This window comes from Paenibacillus sp. OK060, from assembly GCF_900101205.1.
GTDB lineage: Bacteria > Bacillota > Bacilli > Paenibacillales > Paenibacillaceae > Paenibacillus > Paenibacillus marchantiae.
Window position 1 is genome coordinate 208,091 of sequence record NZ_FNFR01000003.1, and the last position, 18,875, is coordinate 226,965.

Consider the following 18,875-nt stretch of genomic DNA (forward strand, 5'->3'; position numbering starts at 1 on the left):
AGAAAGGCGTCTCCATTGGCATGTTGCCCTGGAGACGCCTTTTACGTTTATAGATTTAGGTTTACAGCTTAGGCGTATAACCCTAACTTGTTTTCTCACCCTAAACCTCTAACTTCACCTATTGTTCTACCTTTGTACTTCACCTTATGCTTTTGGCAGTTGGAATGAGCTTTTCAGGGATACTACCCGGTTAAATACCGGACGGCCTGGCTCGGAATGTTTCGGATCAACGCTGAAGTAACCATGACGGAAGAACTGGAATTTATCCTGTGCTTTCGCTTCCTTCATCTCTTGCTCCACAAACCCTTGAACGACTTCAAGAGAGTTTGGATTCAATTGATCCAGGAACGTTTTCTCCGGTTGCTCTTCAAGCTCTGTTTCCTCTTCAGCATCCGGTGCTTCTGCGGCGATCAGAGGTTCATACAGACGGAATTCAGCAGGTACCGCTTGGCTTGCTTCCACCCAGTGGATGGTACCTTTAACTTTACGACCTGTGAATCCACTGCCGCTCTTCGTTTCCACATCATAGGTACAATGGATTTCAGTCACATTGCCTTCTGCATCCTTGATTACATCGTTACATTTGATGAAATACGCATGTTTCAGACGAACTTCGTTGCCAGGGAACAAACGGAAATATTTGTTCGGTGGATTTTCCATGAAATCGTCTTGTTCAATATAAATCTCACGGGAGAACGGAATCTGGCGATTGCCCATCTCCGGATTCTCCACATTATTCTCAGCTTCGAGCCATTCCACTTGCCCTTCAGGGTAGTTGGTAATGACCACTTTGAGCGGGTGCAGAACAGCCATCGTGCGCGGAGCTTTCAGTTTCAAGTCTTCACGGACAAAGTGCTCCAGCGTTTGCAGGTCGATGACGCCTTGGCTTTTGGAAATGCCTGTTTCGAATACGAAATCACGAATGGCTTCCGGTGTATATCCCCGGCGGCGCAGACCTGAAATCGTTGGCATGCGCGGATCATCCCATCCATCCACATGGCCTTCATCCACAAGCAGTTTCAGCTTCCGTTTACTTGTCACCATTTGCGACAGGTTCAGGCGGCCAAACTCATATTGATGTGGTTGGTTCTCCATCTCACATTCGGCAATAACCCAATCATAGAATGGACGTTGATCCTCAAACTCCAGGGAGCAGAGGGAGTGGGTTACTCCTTCAATGGCATCTTCAAGTGGATGTGCGAATGCGTACATCGGATAGATGCACCATTTGTCACCCGTATTATGATGATGTGCATGAGCAATACGGTAAATGACCGGATCACGTAGGTTGATGTTCGGTGAAGCCATATCAATCTTGGCGCGCAGCACTTTCTCACCGTTCTGGAATTCGCCTGCACGCATCCGTGTGAACAGGTCCAGATTCTCTTCTACAGTGCGATCACGGTACGGGCTGTTCTTGCCCGGCTCAGTGAGCGTTCCACGCATAGCACGGATTTCGTCAGCGCTTTGGTCGTCTATATAAGCTTTGCCTTTTTGGATCAGCAAGACCGCGCGGCTGTACATTTCATCAAAATAATCGGAAGCAAAACGTTTCTCGCTCCACTCATATCCGAGCCATTTCACGTCTTCCTGAATCGATTGAACATACTCTACATCTTCCTTGACCGGATTCGTGTCATCGAAGCGCAGATTTGTTTTGCCGCCAAATTCGCCACCCAGTGCAAAGTTAATCCAGATCGCTTTGGCATGGCCGATATGCAGATAACCGTTCGGTTCCGGAGGAAAACGGGTAATGACTTCCTGGACTTTCCCTGACCGGAGATCTTCGGTAATAATATTTTTGATAAAGTTAGGTGGGGTTGTACGATTGTCCACAGGTATCAAACCTTTCATGAATTGATTGGAGCTTTCAGGAATTTGCAGCAATTCCGGCTAAAATTCCTTTATAACGAAGTCATTTCCTGAAAAAATCTATTTTCTTGGAAAGTTTCGTACGCGTTTCATTTAAATATACCTTTAACGAGGGAGGAGTTCAATAAATAACGCCCCAAAATCAGGATCAGTTACACACAAGATAGGCCCAAAACCATTTTGACGGGTTCGCACGAATCATGTAGCATGATAGAAAAACAGAATTTAAGGGAGGGTTTCCCATTGAACGCGCTAAAACTGTCCAAAGAACAACAGGATGAAGCCATACGTACCATCCAGTCGTATTTCGAAGAGGAACGCGGCGAAGAACTGGGCGATCTGGCAGCTTGGGGTGTGCTGGATCTTTTCATGACCCAGTTGGCTCCCTTCATATATAATCAGGCACTGGGTGACGCCCGTACTACGGTGAATCAACGCATGGCCTCGATGGAAGAAGACCTGTTTGCATTGGAGCGCAAGCTACCGAAGAATTCCCGATAATTCATTATTTTAAAGAAAGAAGGTTGCACTCATGTTTACCTATTCATTGGATGAATATACCGAACTCCGCCCACTTGCCATGGAGCACACCAAACCGTTGTTCGAACTCACGGACCGCTCGCGGGACCAGTTGAGGCATTGGTTACCGTGGGTGGACAACGTGACCGAGATTGAGCACACTTCAAATTTTATCAGCAATGCATTGAAACAGGGCGCTGACAACGGCGGGTTCACCGCAGGTGTCTGGCTGAAAGGCGATCTTGCCGGCATCATCGGCTTCCACGAAATCAACTGGACCAACCGCACGGTAAGCATCGGTTACTGGCTTGGCAAGGGTTTTGAAGGTCAAGGCTTGATGACCAGCGCATGCCGCGTTCTGGTGGACTACGCTCTCGTCACCCTGGATCTGAACCGTGTCGAGATTCGTTCAGCAACCAACAACAAGCGGAGCCGGGCCATCCCTGAACGGCTTGGATTCGTCCTTGAAGGCGTTATTCGCCAGGCTGAGAAACTGCCTAAGGGCTATGTTAACCATGCGGTGTATGGCATGCTGCAGCATGAATGGGAACTTTTACGCTAATTAGACTTACATAATTTGAATGGTTGGAGGACCAGCTTCCATTACGAATGACGGCCCTCACAATGCATACATCAACCCTTAAAGCCCCTCCTACTCCACAACACGTGGAGAATAAGGAGGGGCTTATCTTATTTGCGCATTTATGCATCCATATAACTTCGAATCTCTCGATCCGACTTCTTCTTAGAGCGCACGTACCATGCCACCATCCACTACAAGAGATGTACCTGTAATGTACGTATTCGCTCCTGATAAGAGGAACACAACTGCTTTGGCAAACTCCTCGGGTTGACCATAACGTCCCAGTGGAATTTCCTTACGGAATTGTTCGGCAACCTCTTCCTCACTTATTCCGTTCTGCTCAGCACGCGCAGCGTCCAGTTCATGTATCCGATCCGTACCAATTCTACCTGGTGCAACCGTATTGATCAGAATGCCATATGGCGCAAGTTCCTGTGACAAGGTCTTGGCTAATCCGAACACACCCGTACGGAACGTATTGGACAGAATCAGACCGGGGATCGGCTGCTTCACAGAGGTGGAGGCAATGTTCACGATATGTCCGCCATTCTCCTTCATGTAAGGAAGCGCACCGCGAATCAGTCTGACATAGCTAAGTACATTTAATTCAAATGCACGTTCCCAATCTTCATCCGTCAATGACTCGAATGTTCCTGAAGGCGGGCCGCCTGAATTGTTCACCAAAATATCAATCTGCCCAAACTGTTCGCCTGTCTTGCGAATCAGGGCATCAATATCTTCCTTGCTTGTCACATCGGTTGCACAATATTCGATACGTCCACCGCCACCCAGCGCCAGCAGCTCCTGCTTCACCGCTGCAAGCTTCTCTTCGTTCCGGCTGGCGAGCATGACATCAGCGCCTTCTGCCGCCAATTGAGCGGCTACCGCTTTGCCCAGTCCTCGACTGGATGCAAGCACCAGCGCCTTTTTACCCCGAAGTCCCATGTCCATTGTTGTTCCTCCTTCTACTCTGTTCTATCCGTTGGCCCGGATGAAATAGCTCATAAGAATATCGTCCACATAATTGCCTGCAATATAAAATTCCGACACCAGTCTGCCTTCCGTCACAAATCCGCACTGTGTATAAAAAGCAATCGCCCCTGGATTGCTGGATAACACCCGCAACCTAAGTTTGATGATCCCTTGTTCAAAGGCATGCTGTTTCATCGCATCCATCAGGGCTGTAGCAATACCACAGCGCCGATCATGGGGATGAACGGCGATATTAATCTCGTATACATGGCGGTTAACAGGCATTCCTGTCGGCAGATAAAAGCCCACATAACCACATACCCGCTCTCCCTGAACGGCAATCAGCTGACTGCCTGGAGGACAATGCTGCAAATATTGTTGTCTGGATCGCCACTGAAACGGGGCCGGAGAGGTATGCTTATCCCATACAAGTGCATCCAGTTCCATCAGTTGGGCGGCATCCTTGATCTCGGATGGCCGAATGGTATACGTATGGCTGATAAGCATAAAAGTTCAACCTTTCGTGCAATAGTCGATAATACTGCGCAAAGCAGCGTTAGAAAAAATGGCTTGTTCCTTACTCATTTCGACATTTTGCAATTGAATACGATGCAAAATGTTCCTTTGCTTTATATTGTAGCATAGCCTCAGACTTGACTAAAATTTCACTCAGTGGAAAGAAATAAACACTTAACCTTGCCGTAACGTCATCGTTTATACTGAATTGATAAGGAGGTGCACGTGATGAACATCAAAGAAGCCGCGGACAGACTCGGCATATCGGCGAGAGCTATTCGCTTTTACGAGGAAAAAGGACTGATCTCGCCCGTCAAACAGACAAGTAACGGATATCGTACATATACCGAGAATGACATCTGGCGGCTGCAAACCATTGCAGCTCTGCGTGAAATCGGGATGTCGCTTCAGGATATCACCCAAGCGCTCGGAGAGATTGACCAGGGCAATCAGCAGCGGCTGGAAGAATATCTGGAGCTGCAGCAGGCGGTCATGTATGCCCAATGGGTTGAGCTCAAGCGCATGCTGGATACAACCCAGCGCATGATTGATCTCAATCGCCAAGACGGGCCACTGGATGTCAGTCATCTGCATGATCTTGCAGACAGTGCGCGCCGTCTCAGGGAAGCCCGGCAGAACTGGCATGACCGCTGGAATTACGATATGCAAGCAGCCATCCACGATCAGCGGGTACAGGCGGCGAATGGTCGTCTGCCAGGACAAATTGCCTCAAACGTCAGCATTGATTCGAGACCTAGAGCCATGCAAGCAGCGGTTGAGTCGGATCGAAAAGGCGGACCAGATCATAACGGCGATGAAATCCATAGCCAGAACAATAGCCAGACAGCACACAGTCCAAACAGCGATACAACGTATCCGGAAGATGCAGGATCAGGATCGGGAGAATTAGGAGTAAGAGTAGGCGCAGGACCGTTCAATATATATGACAACTATGATGAGGCGCTGGAGCAGACGGCAAGCTGGATATCTCCTGTGCCCGGCGAAAAAGGACTCGATATCGGTACAGGCACGGGGAATTTGGCTGGCAGACTGTTAGAGCGCGGCGCAGCGATGACTGCCATCGATCAATCCCGGGAGATGCTGCGTACATGCCGCACCAAATATCCCGAGATGCATGTGAAGCTTGGCAACTTTCTGGCGTTGCCTTTCGCCGACCATTCCTTCGATTTTGTCGTATCCAGCTTCGCCTTCCATCATCTGAGCCCAGACCAGCAACAGTTGGCGTTACATGAAATGCAGCGAGTGTTAACTGCACGTGGACGGATCTGCCTGACAGATCTGATGTTCGCTGATGCAGCTCACCGTCAGACATATATTCAACAGGCTGAGGCAGCAGGTCATGAGGACCAATTGCAAACGATAAGGGAACGTCATTTCCCGCTGCTGGACGGCCTGTGCGGCTCGCTGGAGGACGCAGGCTATGTGACGAAGCATATACGCCATAATGCGCTTCTGCACACGTTGCTGGCCGTTCCTTTGCGTTAGAATCATCATCTCACCGTAACAAGTTCCCCTGACCTACCAATAAATCTTTTCAAATAAAAAAAGGTCACCCTGCCTGTTAAGGAGGATGACCTTCCACTCTAGTGAATCATCGAGTTTGTATTAAATTTACATATAAATTTCAACAATCGTGCGCTCCGAAGCATTACGCGCTTGTTTGAACTCATCCAGCGAGATACGAGCCCCACCTTGACGGTAACGGTTCGCCGTTTGCTCGGTGCGGATGTCCTTGCCATTTACCGTTACACGGTTAACCGAACCTTCGTTCAGATGGTAGATAAATGTTACTGGCTCTCCTGCATATTCGAATTCGAATTGCATGCCATTCAGCTCAGCCGGCAATACCGGGTCAATAACCAGATCTCCGCCTTCCTGACGAATGCCAAGTGCATTGGAGATCAGTTGGTTCATGTAGATTCCAGGGCCGCTGGAGTAGATTCTCCATCCACCTTTCACCTGTACTGTTCCTTTGCGTAGTTGATCAAAATGCTCCTGCGCCTCGTAGCGCGTGTTGAACTTGCCGTCGGAACTGCTGAAGTACGCGTTCGCCTGACGAATCTCGGCATTAGGTACAACTTCGCCGATGCCAACCGGGTTGATCATGGCAAGACCATTCCACACCTGATCCGTCTTACCGAGCTTCGCCATCGCTTCAACGTAACGGATATGAGCGTGTACATACTGCAAACCGATCTCGCGACCGAAGTTGGACGCTTGCTCTGCCCGTTTGAAGTGAGTGCTCACACCGCCTGCATATTGAGCTGGACGATTCATCAGACGTACCCCATCCGGGCACAGGAACTGTTCACGAATCAGCGCATAATGCGATTCTGCCTGTTCTGCATTCAGCAATTCACCGATCATGCTGCGCGTCATCGGCAGAAGGCGATATTGAATGCCTGTCTCCGTATCTGTTGGGTGAAGCATCAGCTTCGCTTGATCTGCTTCTTCCATGTATACGAAACCTGGAATCACATCTGTACCCAGCATGTAACGATTAAAGTCTTCACGGATGCCTTGAGCCAGAACGTCCAGCTCCTGTGCAAATCCAGCGTCTTTATGTTGCAGCGCTTGTGCGAGCACATTTACAGACTGATAAGTCAAAGCAACGGTCCAGCTGCTCACCATATATTGTTTGAGCTGTGCATTGGCTGGCTGGAGTGTATCATCCCAGTCCCCATCACCGTAAGAAGACAGGAATGTGTCGTGCAGGAAGTGTGAGCGGATATATTCGATCTCTTTTTTCGCGTGATCCAATACAGTCGCTGTTTCTTCCGTGAATCCGAAGCTGTGCTTAACGGTATAAGGCACTTTCTCATCCAGAATCGCATAGTCGCGAGTCGCTGTCAGGTAGTCCGCCAGCACTTTCAGCGGCCATACGATGATGTCACCGTGGCTCTCTTCCTGCTGAATTGCAAAATACTTGTCGAACATAAACCATTGCGGCCAGTTGCCATCATCTTCATATTGGTGGGTGTATACCATTTTGATGATATCGCGAACCTGCTCGTATTTTTGCGTTGCCATGAAGTATTCAACCGGACCTTGGCATACATCCCGAGTACCCCATGCGGCACCGCCGTACTGCTCCAAACCGTGAGGCACGGAGTAGTGAACCAGCATGTTGTGTGTGTACCACCAAGCCAGTGCGTTCACTTTGAACAGATCCTCTGCACTTTGGCCTTCACCACGAGACAAACGGAAACCGTTCATTACACCTGCGAAGAATTCACGGTACGCCTGCACTTCCTCTTCAAAAGTAAGACTGGATCCTACTACGACAGAACCGTCTGCTTCGTTTGCTTGACCTTCCAATACGCCTTGTACCTTGAGCGTCCATTCTGCACTCTCTTCCAGACTAAGTGTAACCAGCGATGCAGATCCACTGCGAATACCACTCGCCAGCAACGTTTCGTCTCCAACATTTACGGCTGCGCCATCCACCGCCATGCGGTATTGCAGATCAGGATACGTTCCGGCACTAATCGCTTGCGGATCAGCCTTGAAGATCAGCGTGTTGCCATCTTGCGTCATATGCAACGGATACTCGTATTCATTGACATTCATCGTAACTTGGTTGGTTACCAGGTAGCGATATGCTTTGCCACTAGTCGAGCGCACGTTCATGCTCACTTCAGTCGTGTGTGCTGCGGTGTAGTTGGTCACGATAATGGTATCCGATTCGGTTTTGTAGATCCAACGCACATAGTTGAAGCCAATCTCGAACAGGGAAGGCATCGTCAGCAGACGATATTGTCCATCCATTTCCACATAAATGCGTTGTCCAGCCGTCTTCGGCACGTTCAGTGCGTTGCGGGCATTACTGATCATTTTATTAAAATTGGTGTTACCAATAACGAGTTGTGAATTGAAAATACCGTACATATACGATGTCGTCGTAATAACCTGCGCACCCAGCTGTACATTGCCACCACTCATCAGGATATGGCCGTGCGGACGCTCTACGAGCAATTCTTTCGCTTTCAGGACGATATGTTCATAACTGCCCGTGAAGAAGGATAACAGTGAATCACCGCTACGCTCTTCCTGATGACGGTCAGGGAACAGATCATTAATCTCATCTTGTGTCAAATCAAGCGCAGCAAGCGGTTCACCCAAGAAGGATGACAGTTTCACCTGTTCCAACGTCTCGCCTTGCTCCACAGTCAATGCTTGTACTTCGTTCCATGCTGCAGTCACTTCATCCCCGAATTCCAGTGCGGAGATTCCGGCAGGATGATCTGCTTTAGCCAGTCCGTAGAAGACCACTTGGGCTTCCCCGTCCAAGCTTACGCGCTCCGATTGCAATGCTGTGTAGGCAAATTCATACTGGTATGTCTCATTTGCCAGTGTATTATGGCTCAGGCTCTCAGGCTGGTTCGTTTCCTTGTAGGACAGACCGAAGAATTGGAATCCGTCTGTAGAATAACCAACTGCCTTAGTCAGAGAACCTTGTTGCATGTAAGGGAAAGCACCGCCCTGAGGCTGGTTTTGACGGGAACACACCACATATCCCTTCGCTTCATCTTCGAATACCGTATGGTCAATATACTGTGACAGATAGGCTTCATTGCTGCGTACTGCACCTGGATCAGCAAGACCTACATCTTGTCCATATACCACGTCAATGTTATGTTCTTGTCCTGTGAGCTTCACATCCCAGAACCAGACGCCTTGCGTTGTGGCTGTAAACACAACCTGATAGCTAATACCTTGTTCTTTGCCTTCAAGCTGTACGGTACCTTCCCAGATCAGTTGATTCCCGGGTTGCGCTTTACTTGTGATCACTTTGCTGTTCGAACGCACACCCAGCAGTGGGAACGAGCTGATTTTCTCTCCCTCGTGTACACGCAGATACAGGTTATTCAAAGATCCATCGATCTGGTTGCTAAGCAATTGATTCAACATGGTCGTACCGGATTTAGCTTGGTACAGGTCCCCACTGTTCAAAAAGGTAAAGGATAAATCCCCGGCAGTAAGCCGGATTGGTTCATTAATCATCGTTGTCATACTATTCACTCCTTCAATTAGTATAAAATCGAAACGTTTCGATAAATCTGAAAAAGAATAGGGGTCCTCTGCGAAATGACCTTTGTCTGGCCAATTCGGACGGTGATCCCCATCATTCAACTCTTAATTCAAAGAGGGCGAGTTACTTCCTAGGCCGGCTGGTTTCCTGACTCTACCTGTACCGATCGTACAGACTCGCGCTCCACCAGATCAATGGTTAACGTATACGATGTATTCACAGCTTCGCCGTTCAGCATCTGGAAGAGCAAATGACCTGCCAATGAACCTGCTTCATGCTTGGGCTGCCGCACCGTCGTAAGCGGAGGATGAACATATTCGGACAGTTGAATATCATCAAACCCGATTATCGAAATGTCATTCGGTACCGAAATGCCGCTCTCTTCAAATGCTTTCAGTCCACCAATCGCCATTTCGTCATTCCCGTAAAATACAGCAGATGGAAGCTCGCCCTGCATAACCATCATCTTGGTTGCACTATATCCGCCCTCACGTACAAAATTACCGCTTAGACGCCATTTGGACTTCTCTTCAAGGCCCGCCTCCTGCATTGCTCGCAAATATCCTTGATAACGCAGAGCATTATCATAAGAATTGGATGGCCCGCTGATATAGGCGATGGTCTTATGCCCCTTCTGAATGAGGTGACGTGTAGCCAGGTAACCACCTTGCTCCCCGTCCACCAGCACGTTGACCAGATGGCTGCTCGACAGTTGCCGATCCATCACAATGATAGGGAAACGTTCGCCTGCAGATTCCACCAGGATATCATCATGGATGTTATGAGCAAGGATAATAGCACCATCCACTCTTTTCTCTCGCAAGAAACGAACCGCTGTGGAGTCGCGTCCTCCCATAGAGCTGCAAGCAATCAGATCATATCCGTTAGCCAGCGCTACGTCCTGTACGCTGCGAATCAATTCGGAGTAATACGGACCCGACAGATCTGTAAGAATCAACGCAATCGTGTTCGTCCGGCTCCGTTTCAGGTCCATGGCAAAGCCGTTTTTGCGATAATTCAGTTCCCGTGCTGCCGCCAGCACTTTTGCCTTGGTCTTGGCACTTACCTTGCTGTCCCCATTCAGTGCATAGGAAGCGGTCGAGAGCGCCACGCCTGCCAGCTTTGCCACATCCTTAATCGTTGCCATTCCACGTTCGCTCCTTCTAACTTTCTTGTTACCTATCATTTTATACTGTAAATGGTTGCAACAACCACTCATTCCTATGCATTATCCATTAGAAATGGCATCAATTCTCATTTATCGAAACGTTTCGAAGTGTTTTCAAAAAAAATTTCTCTTCACGTCTTTTAAGCATCACTGCTGAATCATATACCCTTTAATTGTACATATAGCTTGGTCGATTGACAACATTTCAATATTGGACAAGAGGAAGAATTCATTATAAATCACAATGAACACGCCTGTAAACCATAGATTGAAACGTTTCGACATTTTCATTATAGTCGGTGTTGATAGCGATTTCAACCTCTTTATCCATTTTTCACAGAAATATGTGAAGGGAATGATTCGCGGGGTCCCCATTACACCTTTGTGGTATTATACTGCTTATTAGTCCAATCCTCTATAAGGAGTCCATTAAGTTATGAGCAATCTGGATCTAAGCTTTCATAAATCATCCCTGAACACCCCCGGCCGCTTGCAGCAAATCACAAACGTGCCTCCCGCAATGTTCAAGCTGTGTCATCTGGTGCAGCTCCATGATCGGGAAGCCTTCTCCCGTATCGATGAGCTGTGGAGCAGCAAGCACGTTCTTTATGTCATCACCTCTGGTCAGGCAAGACTGATCAGTTCGAATGGTCAATTGATGGTAAATACCGGCTCTGCTATCGTACGCCAAGCTGGAACCCTGCTTCAGCATGAAAGCAAGCGTGGTTCCCTTTCACCCGTTCAGGGTATTGCAATGGCCTTTGATTTTGCAGATAACGAACAAAGGCTCTGGCCATTCGGACATCCTGTTTCCGTTACGAGCCGTCTTATTGCCGAGCTGATCTCCGAGTTGGTTCAGTCCAGCTCGAAACGCGATGAGTCCGGACCATTCAAACCTCATATGCTGTTTTATCAGCTGCTGGATACGTTGCGAGATCATGCTGTGCGTTTGGCTCATGAAGATCATTCCTGGCTGGACATCGTCATCGCGCACATCCATGAAAGAATTACTCATTCTTTTACACGTGAGCAATTAGCGAAAGAGGTTAATGTGAGTCCAGAGCATTTTTCAAGAGAATTCAAGAAATATACCGGATTTACATTCGTGGAGTATGTTACCCGGTTAAGAATTCGAATTGCCCAGGAACACCTGCTGTTTGCCAATCCCACATTGCATGAGCTTGCGCAGTTGACGGGATACAGAGATACCTTTTATTTAAGTCGAAAATTTAAACAAACGGTAGGTTGTGCACCGACTCTCTATCGGAGAACGCCAAAAAAAATCGCAAGTCTTACATACAACTATACCGCTTCCTTGCTCGCACTGGGCCACATCCCGCATCTGGGTGCCGTTGCAGGATGGATGAAAAGTAGACTTATTGAAAATGGACAAAACCAATTTGATCAGTGTTATGAGCATGATCTCATTAATCATCCAGATCTAATCGCAGACGCTCATCCCGATGTCATCCTTGGTTATGCACCTCATTCCGGCATGGATGAATTACGGCAGATTGCACCAACGATTTTGATGCCTTTTGAGGAACTTGACTGGCAGGAGCAATTCATCCATTTGGGACGTATCACGGGTCTGGAAGCCAAAGCACGTGCGCTGTTAGACCATTATGATACGCTTCAGCAAGAGGCCAATCGTACACTCGATCAGATCATGGGTGAACGGGGTTCAGCAGTATGCATTTTCATGATTGGTGAGAGTGGAGCGTACATCTATGGTCACGGATGGGGTAGAGCTTCTCATATTTTGTATCAATCGCTGGGCTTCACCCCTCCTGCACGGATGAAGAAGGATGGACAACTACTCACAGGTTACATCCATGTTCCGCTAAATGAAATTCATTTGTACGCTGCAGATCATATTTTTATTGATTATGCCAGGGAATCTGCAGAGCAGGATGCTGTGGACAAACTGTTTGCTCAGGAGTCTTGGAACACCTTGAGTGCGGTCCGGGAAGGGCGCCTGTACGAGATTGATGCGGATATGTTTTATGGATTCGACCCCATCTCGGTTATGGAGCAATTTCAGCACATCATGCACAAACTGACATCACATCTGTCCATGCATTAGTCATCATAGATGTCCATGTACAAATGTTACGTCATCCTCTATGTTAGTAATGAGAATAATAATCATTATTGATTATATACACAGGGGGAACAATTATATGTTTGCTGCAAAAAAACGCTTTTCCGGCTTGCTGCTCATGCTCGCCATCATCATGATTCTGGCTGCCTGTAACAGCGGTACGGGTTCCGGCACAACGGAACCAACAGCGGCGGGTTCAGAATCGACTACAAGTTCGACCGAAACAAATACCGATTCTTCGGGTGCTACGCGGATCTACAAGTCATTAAGTGGAGATGTGGAAATTCCGGCTGAACCGAAACGGATTGTTACGGATATGTACGTAAGTGATCTGCTCGCACTTGGTGTAAAGCCCGTTGGCTCTATTAAATATTATCTGGAAAATCCATTCTACGCCGATCAAGTGGAGGGCATAGAGAATATTGGCGACCGGGGTGCCGTATCCTTGGAGAAGGTCGTCGCGTTGGACCCGGATCTGATCATTACCTACTCTGATAAAGCTGAAGAAATTGAGAGTTATCAAAAAATCGCACCTACCGTGGTCATTCCCTACGGCACGTTTACCAATGTAGAGGATGAAATTCGGGGCTTCGGAGAACTCATGAACAAATCCGAAGAAGCGGAAGCCTGGCTGAAAACGTACGACGAACGTATTGAAGCCGCTCGCGCCAAAGTAAAAGCAGTCATTAAACCGGAGGAAACCTTCTCCATCCTCGAAGTATCAGACAAGAGCTATTATGGCTATGGAGACAACTTTGGCCGCGGTGGACAAGCCGTTTATCGCGCTTTGGATCTTACACCACTCGAAATCACCAAGAAAGAACTGATGGGCGATACCCAGTGGAAAGAGATATCGCGTGAAGTCGTTGGTGATTATGCAGGAGACCATATCTTCCTGACCGTAGGGGAGAACAACAAAAATTACCAAGGTGATTCCATCTGGCAATCGCTCCCGGCTGTGAAGAACAATCAGGTGTACGAATTACAGGAAGATCGCTACTGGTACTTCGATCCGATTGCAATTCAGAGTCAGGCTGAAGAATTCGCTGATATGATCGTAGAACGTGCACAGCAAAATCGTAAATAAGAGGATGGATTCAATAATCATTTCATAGGAAGAAACGTAATGTCCGGACAGGCCGATCAGCCTGCCTGGGCTTTTGCGTTAGAGAGAGGAGTGACTACATATGTTTCGCCGTTTCATGGCTTATTATCGTCCTTATCGGGGACTCTTTATATTGGACTTCTCCTGTGCGATTCTGGCTGCATTGCTGGAACTTGCGTTTCCCTTGGCTGTAAACAAAGTTGTCGATCAGCTGCTTCCCGCAGGCAACTGGTCCATGATTTTATCAGCCTGTGCCGGATTACTGGGCATCTATCTGCTCAGTTCCTTTTTCCATTATGCAGTCACCTACTGGGGACATAAGCTGGGTATTAACATCGAATCCGATATGCGGCGGGAACTGTTCCAGCGTGTGCAGAAACAATCCTTCCGCTTTTTCGATAACAACAAGACGGGGCACCTCGTCTCTCGCATGACCAATGACCTGATGGATATAGGTGAGATTGCGCATCATGGACCCGAGGATCTGTTCATTGCCCTGATGACGTTGGCTGGAGCCTTCGGCATTATGCTGGGTATCAACTGGCAACTGGCTGTAATGACCTTCATCATCGTACCACTGATGATCTTCCTTTCCCTCTATTTCAGCCGCAAAATGTCCAAAGCGTTCAAGCGTATGTTTGCGGATATTGCAGATTATAACGCACGCGTAGAGAACAATGTGAGCGGAATTCGTGTAGTACAGGCTTTTGCCAATGAAAAGCATGAAGTGAAACGTTTTGTCGAAAATAATGAACGCTTCCGTCTTACCAAACTGATCACCTACCGGATTATGGCGTGGAATTCCTCGCTCAGTTTCATTCTGATGAAATTTGTCTCGCTGTTTGTACTGGTGTGCGGTACGTGGTTTGTCATTCAGGGCAGCATGACCTACGGAGAATTTATTGCCTTTGTCATGTTATCCAATGTGTTTCTTGGGCCGATTCAGCAGATCAATTCCGTCATCGAAACGTATCCCAAAGGCATCGCTGGATTCAAAAGATATCTGGAGCTGCTGGAGGCCGAGCCCGATGTGGATGATACTCCACAGGCCAAACCATTCCCGCATGTGAAAGGCGACATCGCCTTCCATGACGTTTCATTTGCTTATGGGGAACACAAACCAACCTTGGATCAGGTCAATCTGGAAATTAAGGCAGGACAAACGGTTGCGCTGGTTGGACCTTCGGGTGCAGGCAAATCTACGCTGTGCAGTCTCATTCCACGCTTTTACGATGTGGATGCGGGGCACATCTCTATTGATGGGATTCCGATAAAGGATATGACATTGGAGTCGCTGCGCTCTCATATCGGAATTGTGCAGCAGGATATTTTCCTGTTTGATGGGTCGATCCGTGAAAATATTGCCTACGGCAAACTGAATGCACCTGATGAAGAAATCTGGCAAGCCATCCGCAGGGCCCAACTGGAAGAGCTGGTACAATCTCAACTGGAAGGACTCGATACTCTAATTGGTGAGCGGGGCGTCAAATTGTCTGGCGGACAGAAGCAACGTCTATCCATTGCTCGCATGATTTTGAAAAATCCGCCGATCCTCATTCTGGATGAAGCGACCTCCGCACTTGATACCGAGACGGAAGCCGCCATTCAGTTGGCTCTATCTGAGCTGGCACAAGGACGTACTACACTGATCATCGCCCATCGACTGGCAACGATTAGACACGCGGATCGTATTGTGGTTGTGGAGAACGGTGGCGTCACTGAACAAGGAAGTCATGAAGAGCTACTCGCGCGCAAAGGCTCGTACAGCCGACTGCATCAAGCCCAGTTTGGATAAACTAACATAGCAACCATCGAAAAAAGCAAATACGGAATGAAAACAACCTTCCCTCTGTAAACGAGGTGAAGGTTGTTTTATTCATTTCAGGTATCCTTTGGATTCCCAAAATCGTTTTGCAAATGATTCAGCAGCGTAAGGCAGCTCCCCATTCAGTAGATCCTCATTTGCTTGAATGAGCACTTGGCGTCCACGTTCGAGCAATTGAACGGCATGTAGTAATTGAGAGCCGCCAATATAATGAAGTTCAAGCAACAACGATTCTTCTTCTTCTTCATCCTCTTTCTTCTGAGCCGAGTATTCGATCAACACACTTTCCGAGCCGTCCGCATGTTGGTGCAGGGTATAATAGTATTTCTCCACCTGCGTCTCCCCTTGAGCATCCACATACTCTCTTCCAATACGTAGCATGGCTGGCTGGGGAACACCATTAAACATCTGACCTGCTTGTCGAAATGCATAATATAACTCTCCAATCCACAGTCCGTGCCGATCATCATCATAATAATCGTCATATGGCTCCACGACAGGCAGTGCTAATAAATCATGGATCAGTTGTTGCGAAATTAAGGAACGGGCATACTGATAATTCGATACAGACTGCAACAAGGTGCTCCATCCTTGCTCGCTTAACTGCTGAATATCAGCAGGTGAGTTCTCCGAGAATACGCTCCATTCCGAATTCTCATTGTGCAGATAACGATATGCTCCTGAGATCATCCAGACAGGTTTACCCGATTGTACGATATGTTTATCAGGAGAGTTGGAACCTTGATCTGATGGCTCCATCTTAAGCAACAATGCACAATTGTGGTCATCCTGAAAATACAGACTGCGGAAATACCCCTCCGTATGCTCATCTCCATAGACCGCTACTCGGCAAAATTGCTCATCCAACCAAAATTCATAGCTGTTCAGTAACTCATCGTCCTCTCTTACAGGTAACAAAGATGGGTGAGTAAGACGCTCTATGTTCTCAGCGGTAACCCGATGATCTTCAAACCAATCCGGCACATCTGGCTCTGATTCATCAGCATGAATGTAGTTTCGGTTGATTACAGGTTGTCCTTGCTGCAGCCTCCTTAACATTTCTTCTCGCCAAGGAAACGGCTCTGTATCTTCATCAATCACACATTCAGGAACCAATAACGCCAACATGTCAAAGCCCCGCCATGGTCCGAGATCCTCCCATTCTTCAAGCTGACGCTTCACATTACGCTGTCCTTGAACCTGAATCGTATATTGCTCGGTACTTATTAGCAATCCACCTTCTACATTCCCTCTCACTGTCAATTCTCCATGGTTATAATCCCCCCAGAACATATCCTCCACATAGAGATTACCTGTAATATATATTTCCTGCCCACCCACGATCATATAGGGCGTCACAAGATTCCCAAGTACAACCAGATTTGAACTGGCCGCGTCGGAACTTGTATTTCCAATATAACGATCCACTGTCAGATTTCCTTCAACCAAGATCAAGAAAGGTCCTTCATCCAACAACAGTTCACCGATATGAAGGTCACCAGAATGTAACCATACTTCCTCGGCTTCAAATTCACCGTTGTGCGCTTCATTATTAGTGTACATCCAACTTTCCTGAGGCAACTTCGTTTGTATATCTGCAAAAGAAACCTTGTGACCTATCTGATGTATGGACATGTCCTGACACTCCTCATCCAATAATATATGGATAGAATCTATCTAATCTACAGATAGGATGACTACCCATTTTTATTATACTAGAGGAAATATACACCATTCCATAACAAAAACCCTCACCCGAGTAGAATGAAGGTTGAGCTTGTGAACGACAACAGCCCCAAGCCCATTATATACATATATGATCTAGTCCATTCTTATAACTGCCCACCCAGGATGACATTCGCCCGCTCACGGAATTCCTTCGCCGCCTACTCCGGCGTAATTTTGCCAAACAGCAAAAGATCATACAACTCACGCAGCACCGCAGTAACCTCGGGTGCACCTACAGGATCAGGCGGATCCATCTGGCTGCTGTGATCCGCAACCCAATCCACATAGTCAAACACCTGCGCCAGCTCTGGTTCAACCAGCAGCTTCATCCGCTCTTTGACACGGGATGAGACGGGCACCCCCCGCTCGCCTTTGAGCAGCAGATTGGCATCCAGATCATTAACGAAAAAGCTGATGAACTTGGCAGCCTCCTCCTTATGTCTGGAATTGCCCGCAATGGAGAAAAACATGCCTGGCTTCAGGAACAACCCTTCTTGGCTGTTTGGCCCAGGCATCGGCACAATCGATAACGGCTTGCCATAACGCTGAGCGGTACTGATAAATTGGTTGGAATACCCCCAGCTAAACAAAGCCTCTCCCAGATAGAACGGGTCGTTATCAGGCTGGCCAATATCTGATGTCCAGATATCCGGTGCAAAAATAAGCTTCTTCTGCGCCAGTTGCTGCATCCTGCCAAAGTAATCAATAAACAGCCCATCATCCTCATACCCCAGCCTTGTGCCATCCTCGGCGTACAGCTTGGAACCATACTGCCTCAAGTAATACGCGAAAAATTGTTCCGGCGTGAAATACGTTCCCAGATAGATGCCTTTCCCGAGCAATTGTTCGCCCATCCGGTCAAAATCCGTCCATGTCCACGTATCCGTTGGTAATTCAATATCATTAGCCTTCAACACTTCCGGATCATAGATGCTGAGCATGGCGTTCACACCCAAACTGAGACCATAGGTTTTTCCATTGAGGCTACCACTCTCCATCTGTTCCTTCTCCATGTCTGTTGTGTCAATCAGCTCGCTCTGCATGTACGGCGTCATGTCTTCCAACAGCTGCAGCGAACTGTACTGGGACAGATAGGAGATGTCCATCTGGATAATGTCGGGCAACGCATTGCCTGCTGCATGTGGGGCAAGTTTTCTCCAGTATTCGTTGAAGCTGCTGTATTCGTATTCAATGTTCACATGCGGATTCAACTTCTCATACAAGTTGATAACGTCAATGGTGGCATTGTTACGAAACTCCCCGCCCCACCAAGCGATTCGCAGCGTGAATCGGCACTTCTTCCATAATCATGCCTGGCCTTTGATCCAACTGGTTCACGCAGCCAGGAAGAGTCAGCATAAGACAGATCATGCCTATGGCTCGCATCCATCCATATGATAAATTCATCATCGACCAACAAAACCTTGTAC

The 18,875-nt window shown here is 47.8% G+C and carries 14 protein-coding genes; 6 read left to right on the plus strand and 8 right to left on the minus strand.

Translation table 11 applies throughout. From position 1 onward, the window contains the following. Positions 1-144: 144 nt before the first annotated feature. Entirely contained in the window at positions 145-1,854 is a 1,710-nt protein-coding gene (locus BLS14_RS12715) for a glutamine--tRNA ligase/YqeY domain fusion protein (RefSeq protein ID WP_162842457.1), read from the minus strand. A 261-nt stretch (positions 1,855-2,115) separates the two neighbouring features. Between BLS14_RS12715 and BLS14_RS12720 the strand changes: the two genes are divergently transcribed. Both BLS14_RS12720 and BLS14_RS12725 read left to right on the plus strand, forming a co-directional pair. Further along, a complete protein-coding gene (locus BLS14_RS12720; RefSeq protein WP_090808970.1) occupies positions 2,116-2,373 on the plus strand; it encodes a DUF2164 domain-containing protein in 258 nt (85 codons plus the stop codon). Positions 2,374-2,404: 31 nt separating this feature from the next. Next, the gene (locus tag BLS14_RS12725; protein WP_063566926.1) at positions 2,405-2,953 is read left to right on the plus strand and encodes a GNAT family N-acetyltransferase; all 549 of its coding nucleotides are present in this window, start codon (positions 2,405-2,407) and stop codon (positions 2,951-2,953) included. 183 nt (positions 2,954-3,136) lie between these two features. Here the strand turns inward: BLS14_RS12725 and BLS14_RS12730 are convergent, their stop codons facing one another. After that, on the minus strand, positions 3,137-3,925 hold the full coding sequence (locus BLS14_RS12730; protein WP_090808972.1) for an SDR family oxidoreductase: 789 nt from the start codon (positions 3,923-3,925) through the stop codon (positions 3,137-3,139). 24 nt (positions 3,926-3,949) lie between these two features. Then, on the minus strand, positions 3,950-4,453 hold the full coding sequence (locus BLS14_RS12735) for a GNAT family N-acetyltransferase (RefSeq protein WP_090951995.1): 504 nt from the start codon (positions 4,451-4,453) through the stop codon (positions 3,950-3,952). Positions 4,454-4,690: 237 nt separating this feature from the next. Between BLS14_RS12735 and BLS14_RS12740 the strand changes: the two genes are divergently transcribed. After that, positions 4,691-5,968 carry a methyltransferase domain-containing protein gene (locus BLS14_RS12740; RefSeq protein WP_090951998.1) on the plus strand — a complete coding sequence of 426 codons (1,278 nt, stop codon included), beginning with the start codon at positions 4,691-4,693 and terminating at the stop codon, positions 5,966-5,968. 126 nt (positions 5,969-6,094) lie between these two features. Here BLS14_RS12740 and BLS14_RS12745 read toward each other — a convergent pair whose 3' ends face one another. Both BLS14_RS12745 and BLS14_RS12750 read right to left on the minus strand, forming a co-directional pair. After that, positions 6,095-9,496 (minus strand): GH36-type glycosyl hydrolase domain-containing protein, encoded by a 3,402-nt coding sequence (locus BLS14_RS12745; RefSeq protein ID WP_090952001.1) that lies wholly within the window; start codon positions 9,494-9,496, stop codon positions 6,095-6,097. A 149-nt stretch (positions 9,497-9,645) separates the two neighbouring features. Further along, positions 9,646-10,662, minus strand: a complete 1,017-nt coding sequence (locus BLS14_RS12750) for a LacI family DNA-binding transcriptional regulator (RefSeq protein ID WP_063566921.1) — start codon at positions 10,660-10,662, stop codon at positions 9,646-9,648. 457 nt (positions 10,663-11,119) lie between these two features. On the opposite strand from BLS14_RS12750, the gene BLS14_RS12755 reads away from it, so the two are divergent. From BLS14_RS12755 to BLS14_RS12765, 3 genes are all read left to right on the plus strand, one after another. Continuing rightward, positions 11,120-12,769 (plus strand): ABC transporter substrate-binding protein, encoded by a 1,650-nt coding sequence (locus tag BLS14_RS12755; protein ID WP_090952003.1) that lies wholly within the window; start codon positions 11,120-11,122, stop codon positions 12,767-12,769. Positions 12,770-12,866: 97 nt separating this feature from the next. Beyond that, complete coding sequence (locus tag BLS14_RS12760; protein WP_090952005.1) at positions 12,867-13,874, plus strand: ABC transporter substrate-binding protein; 1,008 nt, start codon at positions 12,867-12,869, stop codon at positions 13,872-13,874. Between the two features lie 100 nt (positions 13,875-13,974). Beyond that, entirely contained in the window at positions 13,975-15,687 is a 1,713-nt protein-coding gene (locus tag BLS14_RS12765) for an ABC transporter ATP-binding protein (RefSeq protein WP_090952008.1), read from the plus strand. 81 nt (positions 15,688-15,768) lie between these two features. On the opposite strand, the gene BLS14_RS12770 is transcribed toward BLS14_RS12765, so the two are convergent. The 3 genes from BLS14_RS12770 to BLS14_RS32550 form a co-directional block, all read right to left on the minus strand. Further along, complete coding sequence (locus tag BLS14_RS12770; protein ID WP_090952010.1) at positions 15,769-17,352, minus strand: hypothetical protein; 1,584 nt, start codon at positions 17,350-17,352, stop codon at positions 15,769-15,771. Between the two features lie 251 nt (positions 17,353-17,603). After that, entirely contained in the window at positions 17,604-18,668 is a 1,065-nt protein-coding gene (locus BLS14_RS12775; RefSeq protein ID WP_256336431.1) for an ABC transporter substrate-binding protein, read from the minus strand. A 25-nt stretch (positions 18,669-18,693) separates the two neighbouring features. After that, the gene (locus tag BLS14_RS32550; protein ID WP_176854485.1) at positions 18,694-18,852 is read right to left on the minus strand and encodes a hypothetical protein; all 159 of its coding nucleotides are present in this window, start codon (positions 18,850-18,852) and stop codon (positions 18,694-18,696) included. Positions 18,853-18,875 lie beyond the last annotated feature (23 nt).